General features: G+C 45.2%; 16 protein-coding genes. 7 read left to right on the top strand and 9 right to left on the bottom strand.

Translation table 11 applies throughout. The annotated features are described in order from the left end of the window. The first annotated feature begins 87 nt into the window (after nucleotides 1-87). From HUX74_RS06010 to HUX74_RS05995, 4 genes are all read left to right on the top strand, one after another. Nucleotides 88-1,149 carry an IS5-like element IS1169 family transposase gene (locus HUX74_RS06010; protein ID WP_005794453.1) on the top strand — a complete coding sequence of 354 codons (1,062 nt, stop codon included), beginning with the start codon at nucleotides 88-90 and terminating at the stop codon, nucleotides 1,147-1,149. A 333-nt stretch (nucleotides 1,150-1,482) separates the two neighbouring features. Next, nucleotides 1,483-2,607: an SH3 domain-containing protein gene (locus HUX74_RS06005; protein ID WP_165491383.1), complete on the top strand. Its 1,125-nt coding sequence runs from the start codon at nucleotides 1,483-1,485 to the stop codon at nucleotides 2,605-2,607. 12 nt (nucleotides 2,608-2,619) lie between these two features. After that, nucleotides 2,620-3,348, top strand: coding sequence for a zinc ribbon domain-containing protein (locus tag HUX74_RS06000; protein WP_117599278.1), 729 nt, complete (start codon nucleotides 2,620-2,622; stop codon nucleotides 3,346-3,348). A gap of 34 nt (nucleotides 3,349-3,382) precedes the next feature. Further along, nucleotides 3,383-3,799 (top strand): zinc ribbon domain-containing protein, encoded by a 417-nt coding sequence (locus HUX74_RS05995; protein WP_117599279.1) that lies wholly within the window; start codon nucleotides 3,383-3,385, stop codon nucleotides 3,797-3,799. Between the two features lie 188 nt (nucleotides 3,800-3,987). Here HUX74_RS05995 and HUX74_RS05990 read toward each other — a convergent pair whose 3' ends face one another. From HUX74_RS05990 to HUX74_RS05965, 6 genes are all read right to left on the bottom strand, one after another. Then, a complete protein-coding gene (locus HUX74_RS05990; RefSeq protein ID WP_117599280.1) occupies nucleotides 3,988-4,167 on the bottom strand; it encodes a hypothetical protein in 180 nt (59 codons plus the stop codon). Nucleotides 4,168-4,558: 391 nt separating this feature from the next. Continuing rightward, nucleotides 4,559-5,332: a biotin--[acetyl-CoA-carboxylase] ligase gene (locus HUX74_RS05985; RefSeq protein WP_005835105.1), complete on the bottom strand. Its 774-nt coding sequence runs from the start codon at nucleotides 5,330-5,332 to the stop codon at nucleotides 4,559-4,561. Next, the gene (locus HUX74_RS05980) at nucleotides 5,316-5,672 is read right to left on the bottom strand and encodes an MmcQ/YjbR family DNA-binding protein (RefSeq protein WP_025834268.1); all 357 of its coding nucleotides are present in this window, start codon (nucleotides 5,670-5,672) and stop codon (nucleotides 5,316-5,318) included. The genes HUX74_RS05985 and HUX74_RS05980 overlap by 17 nt, the downstream gene beginning before the upstream one ends. A 75-nt stretch (nucleotides 5,673-5,747) precedes the next feature. Next, nucleotides 5,748-6,113, bottom strand: a complete 366-nt coding sequence (locus HUX74_RS05975; RefSeq protein WP_117599281.1) for a YraN family protein — start codon at nucleotides 6,111-6,113, stop codon at nucleotides 5,748-5,750. A gap of 346 nt (nucleotides 6,114-6,459) precedes the next feature. Further along, the gene (locus HUX74_RS05970) at nucleotides 6,460-7,521 is read right to left on the bottom strand and encodes an IS5-like element IS1169 family transposase (protein WP_008657074.1); all 1,062 of its coding nucleotides are present in this window, start codon (nucleotides 7,519-7,521) and stop codon (nucleotides 6,460-6,462) included. Between the two features lie 84 nt (nucleotides 7,522-7,605). Further along, the gene (locus HUX74_RS05965; RefSeq protein ID WP_254592834.1) at nucleotides 7,606-9,204 is read right to left on the bottom strand and encodes a S41 family peptidase; all 1,599 of its coding nucleotides are present in this window, start codon (nucleotides 9,202-9,204) and stop codon (nucleotides 7,606-7,608) included. Nucleotides 9,205-9,384: 180 nt separating this feature from the next. Here HUX74_RS05965 and HUX74_RS05960 point away from each other — a divergent pair, with 180 nt between their 5' ends. After that, a complete protein-coding gene (locus HUX74_RS05960; protein WP_005824205.1) occupies nucleotides 9,385-9,618 on the top strand; it encodes a hypothetical protein in 234 nt (77 codons plus the stop codon). A 40-nt stretch (nucleotides 9,619-9,658) separates the two neighbouring features. Then, nucleotides 9,659-10,093, top strand: a complete 435-nt coding sequence (locus HUX74_RS05955; RefSeq protein WP_117599445.1) for a nucleoside deaminase — start codon at nucleotides 9,659-9,661, stop codon at nucleotides 10,091-10,093. A gap of 24 nt (nucleotides 10,094-10,117) precedes the next feature. On the opposite strand, the gene HUX74_RS05950 is transcribed toward HUX74_RS05955, so the two are convergent. From HUX74_RS05950 to HUX74_RS05940, 3 genes are all read right to left on the bottom strand, one after another. Continuing rightward, the gene (locus tag HUX74_RS05950) at nucleotides 10,118-10,417 is read right to left on the bottom strand and encodes a DUF4834 family protein (RefSeq protein WP_016274162.1); all 300 of its coding nucleotides are present in this window, start codon (nucleotides 10,415-10,417) and stop codon (nucleotides 10,118-10,120) included. Nucleotides 10,418-10,484: 67 nt separating this feature from the next. Further along, nucleotides 10,485-11,192 carry a CDP-diacylglycerol--serine O-phosphatidyltransferase gene (gene pssA / locus HUX74_RS05945; RefSeq protein ID WP_117599282.1) on the bottom strand — a complete coding sequence of 236 codons (708 nt, stop codon included), beginning with the start codon at nucleotides 11,190-11,192 and terminating at the stop codon, nucleotides 10,485-10,487. A 13-nt stretch (nucleotides 11,193-11,205) separates the two neighbouring features. After that, a complete protein-coding gene (locus tag HUX74_RS05940) occupies nucleotides 11,206-11,892 on the bottom strand; it encodes a phosphatidylserine decarboxylase family protein (protein ID WP_174646363.1) in 687 nt (228 codons plus the stop codon). A gap of 170 nt (nucleotides 11,893-12,062) precedes the next feature. On the opposite strand from HUX74_RS05940, the gene dnaE reads away from it, so the two are divergent. Beyond that, nucleotides 12,063-15,860, top strand: coding sequence for a DNA polymerase III subunit alpha (dnaE, locus tag HUX74_RS05935; protein WP_174646362.1), 3,798 nt, complete (start codon nucleotides 12,063-12,065; stop codon nucleotides 15,858-15,860). The last annotated feature ends 150 nt before the right edge of the window (nucleotides 15,861-16,010 follow it).

The raw sequence follows: 16,010 nt of genomic DNA, 5'->3' as shown, positions 1-16,010 counted from the left end.
AAGAGGAGTTCTATAAATTAAAATATTGTAGTACAGTTGTTTATATGGTTCCAAGAGCGTAAATTTGCAGAAAATAAGAATTTTATAATGAACAAGTTATCCCGATACCGTAAGCTTCGTTATAATCAACTATTTGAGTCAGAGAATCGTGAATTGCGTTTGAATGAAATGGGCAATCCTCTTGAAGTGTTGTCTCAGTATGTTGATTTTGAGATCTTTCGTCCTACTCTTGAATCAGCCCTTTTTACCGGAGAGCGCAAAAGTAATGCCGGTCGTCCGCCGATAGACTGTGTGCTGATGTTCAAGGTCTTGTTTCTTCAGCGTTATTATGGTTTGAGTGACCATCAGATAGAGTATCAGATAGTTGACCGTACGAGTTTCCGCAAGTTTCTTGGTATTGAATGTGTTGACGATGTTCCTGACGAGAAGACGGTGTGGAAGTATCGCGAACTCCTGACAAATACAGGCGTTTATGACAAGCTTTTTTCGGAATTTCATAGTTTCATGGAAAGTAAGGGTCTGCAATTCAATGAGGGTCGCATCATTGATGCCAGTTTTGTTATTGCCCCTCGCCAACGTAACACCCGTGATGAAAATGAGCAGATAAAACAGGGAGCGGGTGATAAGTTGTGGAATGACAATCCCCACAAGAAGTGCCACAAGGATGTAGATGCCCGCTGGACAAAGAAGCGTGATGAGACTTTTTACGGCTACAAGCAGCATACTAAAGTTGAGAAACGCAATAAGATCATACTTTCTTATGATACCACGTCGGCAGAAGTGCATGATTCCAAAGGCTTTGAAGGACTGCTGGATGAAAAAGACGAAGGCAAGGACTTGTATTTGGACGCCGGTTATGTCGGACAAGAGGAGATTGTAAAACAGCATAAGATGAATCCGATAATTTGCGAAAAGGGCTACCGTAACCGTCCGCTTACCAAGGAGCAGAAATCAGACAATAGGAAAAAATCCAAGACACGTTGCCTTGTCGAGCATGTATTCGGGTTTGAGGAACAAACCATGCGTGGACTTGTGGTGCGTACAGTAGGGCTTATTCGTGCTAAAGCCAATGTAGCACTCACCAGTCTTGTGTATAACATCAGTCGTTACACGCAAATAATCAGGCTGAAACCTGAGTTGTTGGGGTGAATTATGCCTGCACATCCAATTTTTACAACAAACACAAGTTAATTATTGTAAAAATTGGGGGGGGTAGAAAATATTCGCTAAATTTGAAAGACTAAAGCTCACAAATTGGGCAGTTAAAGAGTTCTGCTGTCTGATACAAGAGGATAAATTGAATTGATAGAACTCACCTTAAATATTATGAATGCACGTCACCTATTCATTTTATGCGGTACGTTTTTGTTATTCATGGCCTGCAAAGACTCTCCCAAGCAAAAGTCTCTTTCTGCCTCAAAGAATCCAAACCACACGTATGTAATTGCAATAAAGTCGGACATTAGCGTCAAAAAGGAATCGGTGGAAGGCAAACAGGTAGGGGTTGTTGAACGTGGAGAAATGTGCGAACTGGTAGATTCGGTCAACGGATGGTATAAAGTTCGGTTACGTACAGGTGAAGAGGGCTATGTCAACAGCGAATTTTCCAAAGTGCTATCCCATGATTCTATTCCGAAGAAGGCTTTTGAAGCGTATTGTCCTTTGGCAGAGCAGAGAGTACAATACGGTGCCCTATCTTTCAGACTGGATGGAAACAACGTATTTATGGCGAGGGGTTATAATTCTGTGCCAGAGGATGGAAATCTTTGGAATTCGGTCTACCAAGGGGCAACGGTCTATTATGGAAAGATAGAAGGAAATCGGCTGGTCTTCACACGTCACTTGGAATCCTTTAGGGGACTGCTGGAAGACGTTACTCCGGAGGAGATGGAGGAAGTAAAGCCTTATACCGCATATTATTCGCCCGTTGAGGGAGGATTCATCTTTGAAGGGGCACTATTTAAGACTTCAGATGTTGATGGCATTTTGAATGCGGCTCCCGTTAATAAAGAAACTGAAACTCCTCATCCTTTGTCGGCACGTAAAGGTCTCGGCCTATATGGGAGCGTAGAAAGTCTGACCAATAGTGAAGGGGAAACCACTCGGTTTGACAAGGTTGGGAATATACTGGAAATCAGTAAAGGGGAAGAATATTCCCTGATTTATAAGTACAATGACAACCGTACAGAATACAGCCGAAGCGATTGGGGCTCTTACACCATCACATACAGCGACCATAAGCGGAGCGATATGAGTAAGAATGAATCCGATATGGAAGGTTCTGTAGAATATCTTTTTGACGAGCAGGACAGAATCATAGAACGTAAAAGTCAGGTAAGAATGATTTACCTCACAGAAACATTCACTTACACCGGTGTGAACCTTCTTCCTGATAGTAAAAGTGTACACGATTACGATGAAACCGGAGATTACCTTACCACAGATAGATATGAGTATCTGGAAGTGGACGAGCATGGGAATTGGTTAAAGCGAAAAGTTACCCGCACCAATCAGGTGAAAGAGTATAAGGAGAATGGTGAGTCATTCTCTACCAAAACAGAACCGGAACGTATCGAGACACAATCCCTTGAGTATTTCAACAACTAAAAATAACTATTTATGAGTACGAAAATGAAATTCAAGTGTACTTCATGCCAACACATATTTGAACATGATGCTTATCAAAAGGAATGTTTCTGTCCGAAGTGTGGTAACATCAGTGAACGTTGTGCAGAAGAGGAACAGTTTATTGTTTGTAGTGAATGTGGAACTGAAATCCCTAACGGTGTAACATCGTGCCCCACATGCGGGTGCCCCATATCTGCCACGAAAAATCGCCATTGCCATGAATGTGGTGCTGAGCTGGCTGATTCCGTATACGTTTGTCCGCAATGCGGATGTCCCGTTGTACCAGCTACGCCGATTGCCGCTTCATCTATCCCTCCGGTATCCATTACACAGACAGCATCTCCTATAGAGGTTGAAGAGCAGGAACTTTCCCTTCCCCCAAGGAGTAGGGCTTTATATTGGTTTATTGGTGGTATTGTATTGGTGCTGTTAGTAAGTTTCGGTATATTTTATTATACGACCGATTATTTTAAGGATAAGACCAACACATTGGAATCTGTCGTAGGTACTTCGCGGCAAGTAGTGATTGATGGTGTCAACCTACGTTTACGGTATGCACCATCGTCGGATGCAGAAACATACAAGTGGGCTGACGGAACCAACCGTCACCCGGAGAAAGGTGAACGGTTTCCTTATTTAGGAGAAGTAGGAGACTTTTATAAGGTTGATTATAAGGGACTTGTGCTGTATGTTTCCAAACAACATACTCACCTAGAATAGTTTTTTATTTATTAACGCTAATATATTTTGTATTATGGCACTCATTTTTTGTTCCCATTGTGGAAAGCAGGTTTCGGACAAAGCTACCACCTGCCCTCATTGTAATGCAGTCCTGCAAGCAGGACAACCTCAGGTTCAACCTCAAACAGCCCAGCAGCCGTTCCAGCAGAACACAAATGCTACGCAACAGTCGGTTTACGTAAATGTTCCAGGTAAGCAATCCAATGGTATCGGCACTACTGGGCTGGTATTCGCCATTCTTGGAATCTTTCTTGGGTGGATACCTATTCTTGGGTGGATTATCTGGTTCCTCGGTGCGCTTTTTAGTTTCATCGGCTTATTCAAAAGTCCGCGCGGCTGCGCCATTGCAGGTTTCATTATCTCATTTATATGGGTGATTGTCGCTGTGTTCGTCGTTGGGTCTATTGGAGCCTTTTCACTCTTTAGTTAATGGTTGTTATACATAGAAGGTTCTATCGTTTAAGAATTTTAGATACCAATTAAGTGATGCTGGCAAAAAGAACAAATTCACTTTTTGCCAGCATATTTTGTTACTTTTGTAATCAAAACAAAAGAAAGTAGAGCTAAAGAAATTTCATAATTTTCATTCTCACATTTCCGGTGTCCCTTTTTCTCCGGTCACTTTCTGATAAAGTCGTCTTCGGATGGAAGAAATGCTTTCCGGCTTGGGTGCATCAACCGTGCGATGTCTGTTTGGCGGAATTGGAGCTTGATAAGCATACATACGTGCAGTTCGTTTTCGTTGGGATTGTGCAGTGAATGCAGCTTTTCAAAGAAGTTGGGGCAGACAGGAGACATCAGTTCTTTCAGTATTTCCCATTCTTCAGGGGTGATGTATGCCTCGCCACGAGCGAAGTTTGCCCGTTCTTATAGTTTCTGCTATATATTGGAACCAAGCAGATACTCTTGGCCCTCCTGCTCTTGCTCGTTTTCTATCGCTTTTTGTTGCAAGATGTGGTTGAGCAACTCTAAGTTGTCGCTTTCAGCCGGTTGTTCTCTTTTTCACGCAGTTGATAGTTGTAGAGGGAAGTGCATCCGGTGGATGGTTTCCGTCTGTGTCGCTTGTTCGATGGTGAGTTCCAAAAGTTTGCGATAGGCAACTTGTTTGGCATAGATGGTTCCTCCCTTGTGACGTGATAGCGTGACAGATGAATTTCAAAATAAACTTTGTGATAGGGATGAATCTCCTTTACAGAATGTATTGCACTTCCTTGAACAGATATTCCCGTTCACTTCCTCCTTCATCCTCCAGCACGAACCGTCCGTCTTGCTCTACACGCAGCAACCGGGCAAGGAACTTGCCGTTGGCATCTTCATAAGGGTGCAATCCCCGGCGACGGAAAAGGGAGCGGGCATACCGTGTGGATATCTCGTCGGAGTAGACGGCGAAGTCCTCCATTTGGAGGCTGTTGTAGTAGATTTGTACACGTCTCAGGATATGGGCAAGGATTTCATAACGGTCGTGCTCCTTTCCGGTGATTTGTTTCAGTGAGACGGGGTTGGGAGCATCACTGTTGAAGACTTCCTGGTTGATGTTGATGCCGATTCCGGCAATGCTGCGCCTGATATGATGTCCGGAAAGGTCGTTCTCTATCAGTATACCGCAGATTTTCTTGTCTTTCCAATAAATGTCGTTCGGCCATTTGATGGTGATTTCATCAGACCATCTGCTCAGTTCTTCCTTAATGGCGAGGGAAACGATTTGTGAAAGGATGAACTGTCGGCGGGCTTCCAGAAAAGAAGGGTAGAGTACAAAGCTGAAAAGCAGGTTCTTGCCTTCTTCAGCTTCCCAGGTGTTGCCGCGCTGGCCTTTACCGGCGGTTTGGAACTCGGCAGTCACGGTTGTTAGTTCGGCAACGGATTCTTGCAACTGGTTGCAAAGCTGGCTGAGGTATTGGTTGGTCGATGCCGTTTCGTCCAATGCTACCAGCGGGAACGGGAATGTGTCAGGGCAGGGCTTCATATTCGGTACGCATTTTTTTGGTGAACTTCTTCAATACTTCTTCCATAGAGTGGTCTATCAGTTGCTTCAACAGTTTGTCGTCGACGTCACCGTCAAGGAACACCTGGTTCCAGTACTTTTTGTTGAAGTGATAGGCACCTTCGATGGCAGCATAGTGCTCCCGCAGTTCGAGTGCATATTCGGGGTCGCATTTCAGACAAATCTTGTTGGCGCTTTCCAGGTCGATAAGTGCAAACATTTTATCCATGACTTTCATCACGAGCGAGTATTCGTCGAACGGAAGGCATTCCGTGACGGCCTTTTTGCTGAGGCAATATTCGCGGGCGGTTTCTATGTCCATGATGGTATTTACGGTTTACAATTTATAATCTACGATTTACGATTGAAATAACTCTCACTTATCAATTGTCAATTATCAAAATATGGGTGGATAGAAGGCATCCTTCATGTGCTCTATCCTGAATGCTCCCGGTTCGCCTACAGCAGTTATGATGTCGAAGCGGACGGGTGCATCCAAACAGAAGTGCTTGATATAGGCATCGGCCGCTACGACAATACGTCGTATTTTCTGCCAGTTCACGGCATTCTGCGGCTCGATGTAGTCCGTATTGCTACGGGTTTTCACTTCCACAATAATCAGTTCCTTATCTTTGTCGGCTACAATATCCAGCTCAAGGTGATTCTTCCGCCAGTTACGGTCACGTATGGTGTAACCGTTCTGTTCCAAATATTTGGCAGCGGCGTCTTCACCGGCTTTTCCAAGAATATTGTGTATTGCCATTATTCCGGCAACTTAATCATGCCTTCATGTCCTCGTCGGTAGATGGCAGGGACCTTCAAGGCTTTGCCTCTCATCAGGGGTTCTGCACTGCGTGTTGTGGGTGCCGGAGCCTGACCGGTGATTTCCTGGATGGCACGGGCATATAGGAACTCTTTATCCGAACCATAGTCTCTGTATAGGTGAGTTCTATCAATTCAATTTATCCTCTTGTATCAGACAGCAGAACTCTTTAACTGCCCAATTTGTGAGCTTTAGTCTTTCAAATTTAGCGAATATTTTCTACCCCCCCCAATTTTTACAATAATTAACTTGTGTTTGTTGTAAAAATTGGATGTGCAGGCATAATTCACCCCAACAACTCAGGTTTCAGCCTGATTATTTGCGTGTAACGACTGATGTTATACACAAGACTGGTGAGTGCTACATTGGCTTTAGCACGAATAAGCCCTACTGTACGCACCACAAGTCCACGCATGGTTTGTTCCTCAAACCCGAATACATGCTCGACAAGGCAACGTGTCTTGGATTTTTTCCTATTGTCTGATTTCTGCTCCTTGGTAAGCGGACGGTTACGGTAGCCCTTTTCGCAAATTATCGGATTCATCTTATGCTGTTTTACAATCTCCTCTTGTCCGACATAACCGGCGTCCAAATACAAGTCCTTGCCTTCGTCTTTTTCATCCAGCAGTCCTTCAAAGCCTTTGGAATCATGCACTTCTGCCGACGTGGTATCATAAGAAAGTATGATCTTATTGCGTTTCTCAACTTTAGTATGCTGCTTGTAGCCGTAAAAAGTCTCATCACGCTTCTTTGTCCAGCGGGCATCTACATCCTTGTGGCACTTCTTGTGGGGATTGTCATTCCACAACTTATTACCCGCTCCCTGTTTTATCTGCTCATTTTCATCACGGGTGTTACGTTGGCGAGGGGCAATAACAAAACTGGCATCAATGATGCGACCCTCATTGAATTGCAGACCCTTACTTTCCATGAAACTATGAAATTCCGAAAAAAGCTTGTCATAAACGCCTGTATTTGTCAGGAGTTCGCGATACTTCCACACCGTCTTCTCGTCAGGAACATCGTCAACACATTCAATACCAAGAAACTTGCGGAAACTCGTACGGTCAACTATCTGATACTCTATCTGATGGTCACTCAAACCATAATAACGCTGAAGAAACAAGACCTTGAACATCAGCACACAGTCTATCGGCGGACGACCGGCATTACTTTTGCGCTCTCCGGTAAAAAGGGCTGATTCAAGAGTAGGACGAAAGATCTCAAAATCAACATACTGAGACAACACTTCAAGAGGATTGCCCATTTCATTCAAACGCAATTCACGATTCTCTGACTCAAATAGTTGATTATAACGAAGCTTACGGTATCGGGATAACTTGTTCATTATAAAATTCTTATTTTCTGCAAATTTACGCTCTTGGAACCATATAAACAACTGTACTACAATATTTTAATTTATAGAACTCCTCTATATGTAATATCCGTCTCCTCTGCCGTAAGGGTCGTTTTCATCTATTTCGATGTCAGGTGTGAACCCATTTTCATAATCTCCAACTCCTTTGGCATTATAGCTTTGGAAGGTGATGGGAACCACTTCGTAGACGTTATTTCTTATGGTATATTCTACTGGTTCCATACCTACATTTTTACCGGTAGTTCTTTTACCTATAAGTGTTACTTCTACATCTATTCCCTTTAGAGAATTGATGACAAGTTCACTGGCTGATGCTGTTCCGTTACCTACGATACAATAGACGTGCTGAAGGTTTAAGGCACCTGCTGATAGAGACGTAGCCAGATTCTCATAGTTGGAATATGCAAACAATTCTTCCTCACGTTTATCATTGCGTTTTTTCATTCTTTCTTTATTATATCTCAGGCTTGTGAACACTTTGCCTTCAGATTTTGCGCCGGCTATACAAGTTGCTATTAGGTTGGCTGATATAACGTGGCCACCTCCATTGTAACGTAAATCCAAAATTAGGTCCGTGATATTCTGACTTTTGAATTCTTTGAATACATCGAATAATTCTTGGTCAAATCCGGCCTCAAATCCAGAATAAACAAGATAGCCAATTCTGTGCCCTGGGGTTTCTTCTTCTGTTGTCACTTTACTGAAAAGAATAGGATTGCAGTACATGGCTTCGGAAGATATGTCTTTTTCTTGGGTTCCTCCCTCTGTCTTTTCCTCTGTAATTTTCAGGCTGAAAGCCGAAGCTGGTATCAGTAAATCTAGGTAATGTTGCCAATAATTACTCATGGTTAACTTCTCTCCGTTTATTTGCATGATTGAGGAACCTCGTTTAATACCTGCCCGTGCTGCCGGTGAATTGGGGTAAACACCTTGTACAAAGAAGTAGATAGTGTAATTATCTTCGCTTCCAATTGCTCGAACGTCTGCTCCGGTAATGCCGAAACTGTAAGTTTGTTCTTTTTTTACCCATTGAGTGGAACGGGTTGAACCGATGGGATTTTTTTTCTGTATGTATGAAAAGAGAGTATATTTTCCATCCGCAGTGGCCTTTTTATCCAAAGTATTAGTAGTCATACTTCCCAATGCATCATAGAAGAAGTCTTCATAGCCTTTGTTATGGTCAAGATTCAATGTTTTGTATTCATCGTTCCAGAGATACATTTCTCTCAGATATTCATCAACTTTTGCGTTAATCTCCATATCTTCAGTGGTTTGGGGAGCACTGGTCCCTTTTTGTGTAACTTCAAAACTTGCAGGAGAATAGCCGTCTATATTAATGGAGATTCTGGCTGTCCGGTCGGTGGTGGAACTTGTACTTACAGATAATTTCAAGGTACTTTGTCCTTTTGTGCCCGAGGTCGTATTCAGTTTGCACCAATCCGCTCCAGAGGTGACGGAAGCTACCCATTTAGCTGCAGCATTGAAGCTTACAGACAAGTCATTATCCTGGCTGATCTCCAGGGATTTTCCCTCTGTCCAACTTTGATTGGTTATGCCGGTATTAAGCTTATTATCGTCATCGTCACTACATGAGATAAAACTTATACTGAACAACGCGAGTAGAAAGAAGCTGAGATAATTTACATGTTTCATACCTTTTAAATTTAGAACTCTCCAAAAATACGTTTTTAATTATTAAATTAAAATGTTTTTAAGAAATTCTTTAAGTTTATCGGTCAAAAAAATATTTCAGTGCCATTTAAGCGTTTCTGATATAAAAATTACGTAGGTTCGTTTTGTTTTTACAGAAGTAAAAGTAATTTTGCAGGAAATATGAGAAAGAGAGATAAAACGTGTGCGAAAGCAACGCCCGAAGAACCGAAGCGCGAGCAGCGCATGGTATGCCTGATGAGCGAGGAAGAGCAGCGGATTGTGGATCGTTATCTGGAGAAATACAAGATAACGAACAAGTCGCGTTGGCTGCGGGAGACTATTCTCATGTTTATCCATAAGAATATGGAAGAGGATTATCCTACTTTGTTCGGTGAGCACGACATGAGGAGATGAGCATTAAAAATTAGAAATTAACAATTAAAAGGGGATGGCGTTGGACGATAGCTATTATATGAAGCAGGCACTTCAGGAAGCGCAGAAGGCAGGTGAACGGGGAGAAGTTCCTGTAGGTGCGGTTGTGGTTTGCAAGGACCGTATCATAGCTCGTGCCCATAATCTGACGGAGACCTTGACAGATGTCACCGCCCATGCCGAGATGCAAGCCATTACCGCTGCCGCTGCATCCCTTGGCGGCAAATATCTGAATGAATGTACTCTCTATGTCACAGTGGAACCCTGCGTGATGTGTGCCGGTGCCATTGCCTGGGCGCAGATGGGACGTCTGGTCTTTGGTGCTGAAGATGAGAAAAGAGGGTATCAGCGCTATGCCTCGCAGGCATTGCATCCCAAAACACAAGTGGTAAAAGGAATTCTGGCAGATGAATGTGCCGCCCTGATGAAAGAGTTCTTTGCCGCCAAGCGCAAATAATCTCTAATCCTTTATCCCTAATCCCTACTCTTTGATTTCTTCAAAATCCACATACTCTCCCTCGTCTTTGGAGAACAGTTTCTTGTGGCGGGGGCGTATTTCACCTTCTTCAGCTTGTACCTCTTCAGACGATTGTCTATTATCATTGTAGGAGTACCCTCCCGGCTGGTAGTTACCATTTCCTTTTTGGTAGGGACCGGAGTTGGAGGAAGTACGGCGTCCGCCCAATCCGAATATGTTCCGGATGACAGTACCGATAATGCTGAGGCCAATGAGCAGAATGGCAATTATGATGATGAATAAAAATCCTAAAATATGAAACATGGGCTAATGTCTTTTTATGTGTTCGTTTTCTGCGAACTTCAATACAACAACCGTGCCAAAGATTTGTTTATTTACTTTTCCTTGTAATAAGCGAAAGTAGTATATACCACACGATAATTGCAGCAAAGCTGCAGATTCCCAAGAAGATGAGGAACGGAATGCAGACAAGCAGGAAAATGAAGCTTGTTTTATTGTCTTTCCATGACAGATTCTTGAATTTGAGTGAGAACATTGGAATCTCCGATACAAGTAGCCATGAGAAAAGGCAGACCAGCAGCAACAGATAAACCGGATGGAAGCTGCCGCTCACCAGCCAGTCGTGAGCGCCCGTCACCAATGAAGCCCAGAACAAGGCGTTTGCCGGGACGGGAAGTCCTACGAAAGAGCTCGTCTGGCGGGTATCGTTGTTGAACTTGGCAAGCCGCAGTGCAGAGAATACGGACAAAAGAAATGCGAGATAGGGGAAAACACCGGCCAAGCTTTCCATTGCGCCCGAATAGTCCATTTCCTTGAACAAGGAAAATACAATCAGGGAAGGGGCCACTCCGAAACTGACATCATCTGCCAGAGAATCCAAATCCTTGCCGATAATGGAGTGTGCGTCCAGTGCACGTGCCATCATGCCGTCGAAGAAATCGAATACGGCACTGAAAATAATGAAAGCGAGTGCCCATTCATATCTGGCTTCGAATGCCATGACACAAGCAATACACCCGGAGAATAGGTTCAGGCAGGTCAGAGTATTTGGAATATGGCGGGTAATGCAGTTTGCCATTGTTGTTCTTTTATTATTTAAGTTTGGCTATCACTGTCTGATTGCCAGTAGTCAGTTGTCCTAGTTTAACGAATACTTCGGTGCCCAACGGCAGAAAGACATCCACGCGAGAGCCGAATTTGATGAAACCCATATGTTCGTCAATATAGCATTCCTCGCCTGGTTCGGCATAGGTCACGATGCGGCGCGCCATGGCTCCGGCTATCTGTCGTGCCATAATCTCCACGCCTTCCGGGGTTTCTATTACTACGGTGGAACGCTCGTTGTCGGTGCTGGCTTTGGGCAGCCAGGCTTTCATGAACTTTCCGTTTTGGTGCCACACCTTCTTTACCGTACCGTCTACCGGATACCAGTTGGCGTGTACATTAACCAGACTCATGAATATAGATACCATGATACGGCGGTCGTGGAAGTATTCGTTTTTCTCCACTTCTTCCACCACTACGATTTTACCGTCGGCAGGAGCTACCACGACTTTCTCCGTTTCTTGTTCGAACAAACGGATGGGGCAGCGGAAGAAGTTCACGAGTATGCCATATACTATGAGGCTGATGACCGCTACTACGTAAAAAGGAACTTTGCATTCCAATCCGAAGTAAAGGGCAGTGTTGACAGCCAGAATCAAGGCCAGGCTGCCTGCCAATGTATGTGTTCCTTCACGGTGTATGCGTATCTTTTTTAATCTTTTTAATCGACTCATGTATATCGTATTTGCTAATTTAGATAGAAATTATCTGCAAAAATAGGCTTATTTTGAAAATCTAACAAGGATTTGGAGAGAGAAATGTGTATGTTGATAACTTTTTGGGAAATATTTTTGTTAGCTGTGATAGAGGTTGTAATTTTAGGCTCTGAATAGAAAGGATATATATGCAAGATTTTGTTCATTTACATGTCCATACCCAATACTCTCTTCTGGATGGCCAGGCAAGTGTCAGCAGGTTGGTTGACAAGGCCATGAAGGATGGTATGAAAGGCATTGCCGTGACCGACCATGGAAATATGTTCGGTATCAAGGAGTTCACCAACTATGTCAACAAGAAGAACAGCGGGCCGAAGGGGGAGATAAAGGACCTCAAGAAAAGGATTGCCGGTATTGAAAGCGGTGAGATAGAGTGTGAAGACAAGGAAGCGGAGATTGCCGGTTGCCGTGCCAAGATGGCAGAAGCGGAAAGCAAGTTGTTCAAGCCGATTGTAGGCTGTGAAATGTATGTGGCTCGCCGAACCATGGATAAGAAGGAGGGGAAGCCGGACCAGAGTGGCTATCACCTGATTGTGCTGGCGAAGAATGAGAAGGGGTATCACAATCTGATAAAACTTGTATCGCATGCCTGGACAAGGGGATACTATATGCGTCCGCGTACAGACCGCAGTGAACTGGAAAAGTATCATGAGGGGCTGATTGTCTGCTCGGCTTGTATCGGTGGCGAGGTCCCTAAGAAGATTATCAATGACCAGCTGGAAGAGGCGGAAGAAGCTGTACGCTGGTATAAGAATTTGTTTGGCGATGATTACTACCTGGAGCTTCAGCGCCATAAAGCCACTGTTCCCCGTGCCAATCACGAAGCCTATCCGCTTCAGCAGAAGGCGAATGCCAAGTTGCTGGAGCTTGCCCGGAAATATGACATTAAGGTTATCTGCTCTAATGACGTCCACTTTGTGGATGAAGAGAATGCGGAAGCGCACGACCGCCTGATTTGTCTGAGCACGGGTAAAGACCTGGATGACCCTACCCGAATGCTCTATACCAAGCAGGAATGGATGAAGACAAAGGCTGAGATGAGCGCCTTGTTTGAGGATATTCCCGAAGCCTTGTCCAATACCTTGGAGATTTTGGACAAGGTGGAATATTATTCCATCGACCATGCTCCTATTATGCCTACGTTTGCTATTCCGGAAGATTTTGGAACGGAAGAGGGCTATCGGCAGAAATATACCGAAAAGGACTTATTTGATGAGTTTACCCAGGATGAAAACGGCAAGGTGGTGCTGGATGAGGATGCCGCCAATGCCAAGATAAAGCGTCTGGGGGGCTACGACAAGCTGTACCGTATCAAGCTGGAAGCCGACTATCTGGCAAAATTGGCATTCGACGGTGCCAAGAAACTGTACGGTGATCCCTTGTCCGACGAGGTGAAGGAACGTCTGGTCTTTGAGCTGTACATCATGAAGACGATGGGTTTCCCGGGATACTTCTTGATTGTGCAGGACTTTATCAATGCCGCCCGCACACAGCTGGGCGTTTCGGTAGGACCGGGACGTGGTTCGGCTGCCGGCTCGGCGGTGGCCTATTGCTTGGGCATCACGAAAATAGACCCGATTCAATACGACCTTCTGTTCGAGCGTTTCCTGAATCCCGACCGTATCTCTTTGCCTGATATCGATGTGGACTTCGATGATGACGGACGTGGAGAAGTGCTCCGCTGGGTGACGGAGAAATACGGGCAAGAGAAGGTGGCGCACATCATTACATACGGCACAATGGCGACCAAGATGGCCATCAAGGACGTGGCGCGCGTACAGAAACTGCCTTTGAGCGAATCGGACCGTCTGTGCAAGCTCGTGCCGGATAAGATTCCCGACAAGAAACTCAACCTGCCGAATGCTATCGCGTACGTACCCGAATTGCAGGCTGCGGAAGCTTCACCCGATCCCCTGGTGCGCGATACGATGAAATACGCCAAGATGCTGGAAGGTAATGTGCGCGGTACGGGTGTGCATGCCTGCGGTACTATTATTTGTCGTGACGACATCACGGATTGGGTACCCGTCAGCACGGCGGATGATAAGGAGACGGGCGAGAAGATGCTCGTTACCCAATACGAAGGTTCCGTCATCGAAGATACGGGACTTATCAAGATGGACTTCCTCGGACTGAAAACCTTGTCCATCATTAAGGAAGCCGTTGCCAATGTACGTCTGCACCGCGGCTTGGAACTCGACATCGACAAGATATCCATTTCTGACCCTGCTACCTATAAACTCTATTGCGACGGCCGCACCATCGGTACGTTCCAGTTTGAATCGGCCGGTATGCAGAAGTATCTGCGCGAGTTGCAACCTAGCACTTTCGAGGATTTGATTGCCATGAATGCCCTCTACCGTCCGGGTCCTATGGATTATATCCCCGACTTCATCGACCGTAAGTGGGGACGCAAGCCCATCGAGTATGACATCCCCATCATGGAGAAGTATCTGAAGGATACCTACGGCATTACGGTCTACCAGGAGCAGGTCATGCTTCTGTCGCGTTTGCTGGCAGACTTCACCCGTGGTGAGTCCGATGCCTTGCGTAAGGCGATGGGTAAGAAACTGCGTGACAAGCTGGACCACATGAAGCCGAAATTCATTTCGGGTGGACAAAAGAACGGCCACGACCCGAAGGTGCTCGAGAAAATCTGGGCCGACTGGGAAAAGTTTGCATCCTATGCCTTCAATAAGTCACATGCCACTTGCTATTCGTGGGTGGCCTATCAGACGGCTTTCCTCAAGGCCAATTATCCGGCCGAATACATGGCGGCGGTCATGAGCCGAAGTTTGGCGAATATTACCGATATAACCAAACTGATGGATGAATGCAAGGTAATGGGTATCAATACATTGGGACCGGATGTAAATGAAAGTAACCTGAAGTTCACCGTGAACAAGGAAGGCAATATCCGTTTTGGCCTTGGTGCGGTGAAAGGGGTAGGCGAGGGTGCTGTGCAGAGCATCGTGGAGGAACGCGAGAAGAATGGTCCTTTCAAAGGTATATTTGATTTTGTGCAGCGTGTCAATCTGACAGCCTGCAACAAGAAGAACCTGGAATGTCTTGCTTTGGCAGGCGGGTTCGACAGCTTCCCGGAGCTGAAGCGAGAGCAGTATTTTGCCGTAAACTCCAAGAACGAGGTCTTCCTCGAAACCTTGGTGCGTTATGGTAACCGTTATCAGGCCGATCAGGCTGCGGCTGCAAACTCCCTGTTCGGTGGTGAGAATGTGGTGGATATCGCCACTCCGGAAATACCGGTAGCGGAACGTTGGAGCGACCTCGACCGTTTGAACCGGGAGCGCGATTTGGTAGGTATCTATCTGTCCGCACACCCGTTGGATGAGTATTCCGTAGTTCTGGAGCATGTTTGCAACACTCACATGGCAGAGCTGGAAGATAAGACGGCACTTGTGGGACGCGAAATAACAATGGGTGGCATCGTGACCGCCGTGCGTCGCGGTATCAGCAAAAATGGAAATCCTTACGGCATAGCCAAGATTGAAGACTATTCCGGTTCGGCAGAGCTTCCTTTCTTCGGAAATGATTGGGTGACCTATCAGGGGTATTTGGGTGAGCGTACCTTCTTGTTCATCAAAGCCCGTTGCCAGCCCAAGCAATGGCGGCAGGATGAGTTGGAGCTGAAGATAACCTCCATGGAACTGTTGCCTGACGTCAAGGAGAAACTGATTGAGAAGATAACCATTCTCATTCCGCTGAGTGTGCTGAACAAGGCTTTGATAACTGAACTGGCGGAACTGACCAAGGAACGTCCGGGCAGTACGGAGCTTTATTTCAAAGTCAGAGATGAGGATAGCAAGATGACGGTCGATTTGATTTCCCGTCCCGTGAAGCTTTCCGTGGGGCGTGAACTGATTACTTATTTAAAAGAGCGTCCGGATCTTGAGTTCAGGATTAATTAGTTATCTTTGTTGGAAAACGAAGATAGGCTGCATCTCAGCATAAAAAATGAACTAGTTCATTTTGTTTTGCATTCGGTTTGCACTATCTTTGCTTCGAAAGCGAAGGTTGATAAAACGCAATTGACAGTAAATTAATAATTATAGTTGACA

It is taken from the genome of Bacteroides sp. Marseille-P8574, assembly GCF_902825465.1.
Taxonomy (GTDB): domain Bacteria; phylum Bacteroidota; class Bacteroidia; order Bacteroidales; family Bacteroidaceae; genus Bacteroides; species Bacteroides uniformis.
Note: the sequence above shows the minus strand (reverse complement) of the source record. Positions and strands in the feature narration are given on the sequence as shown.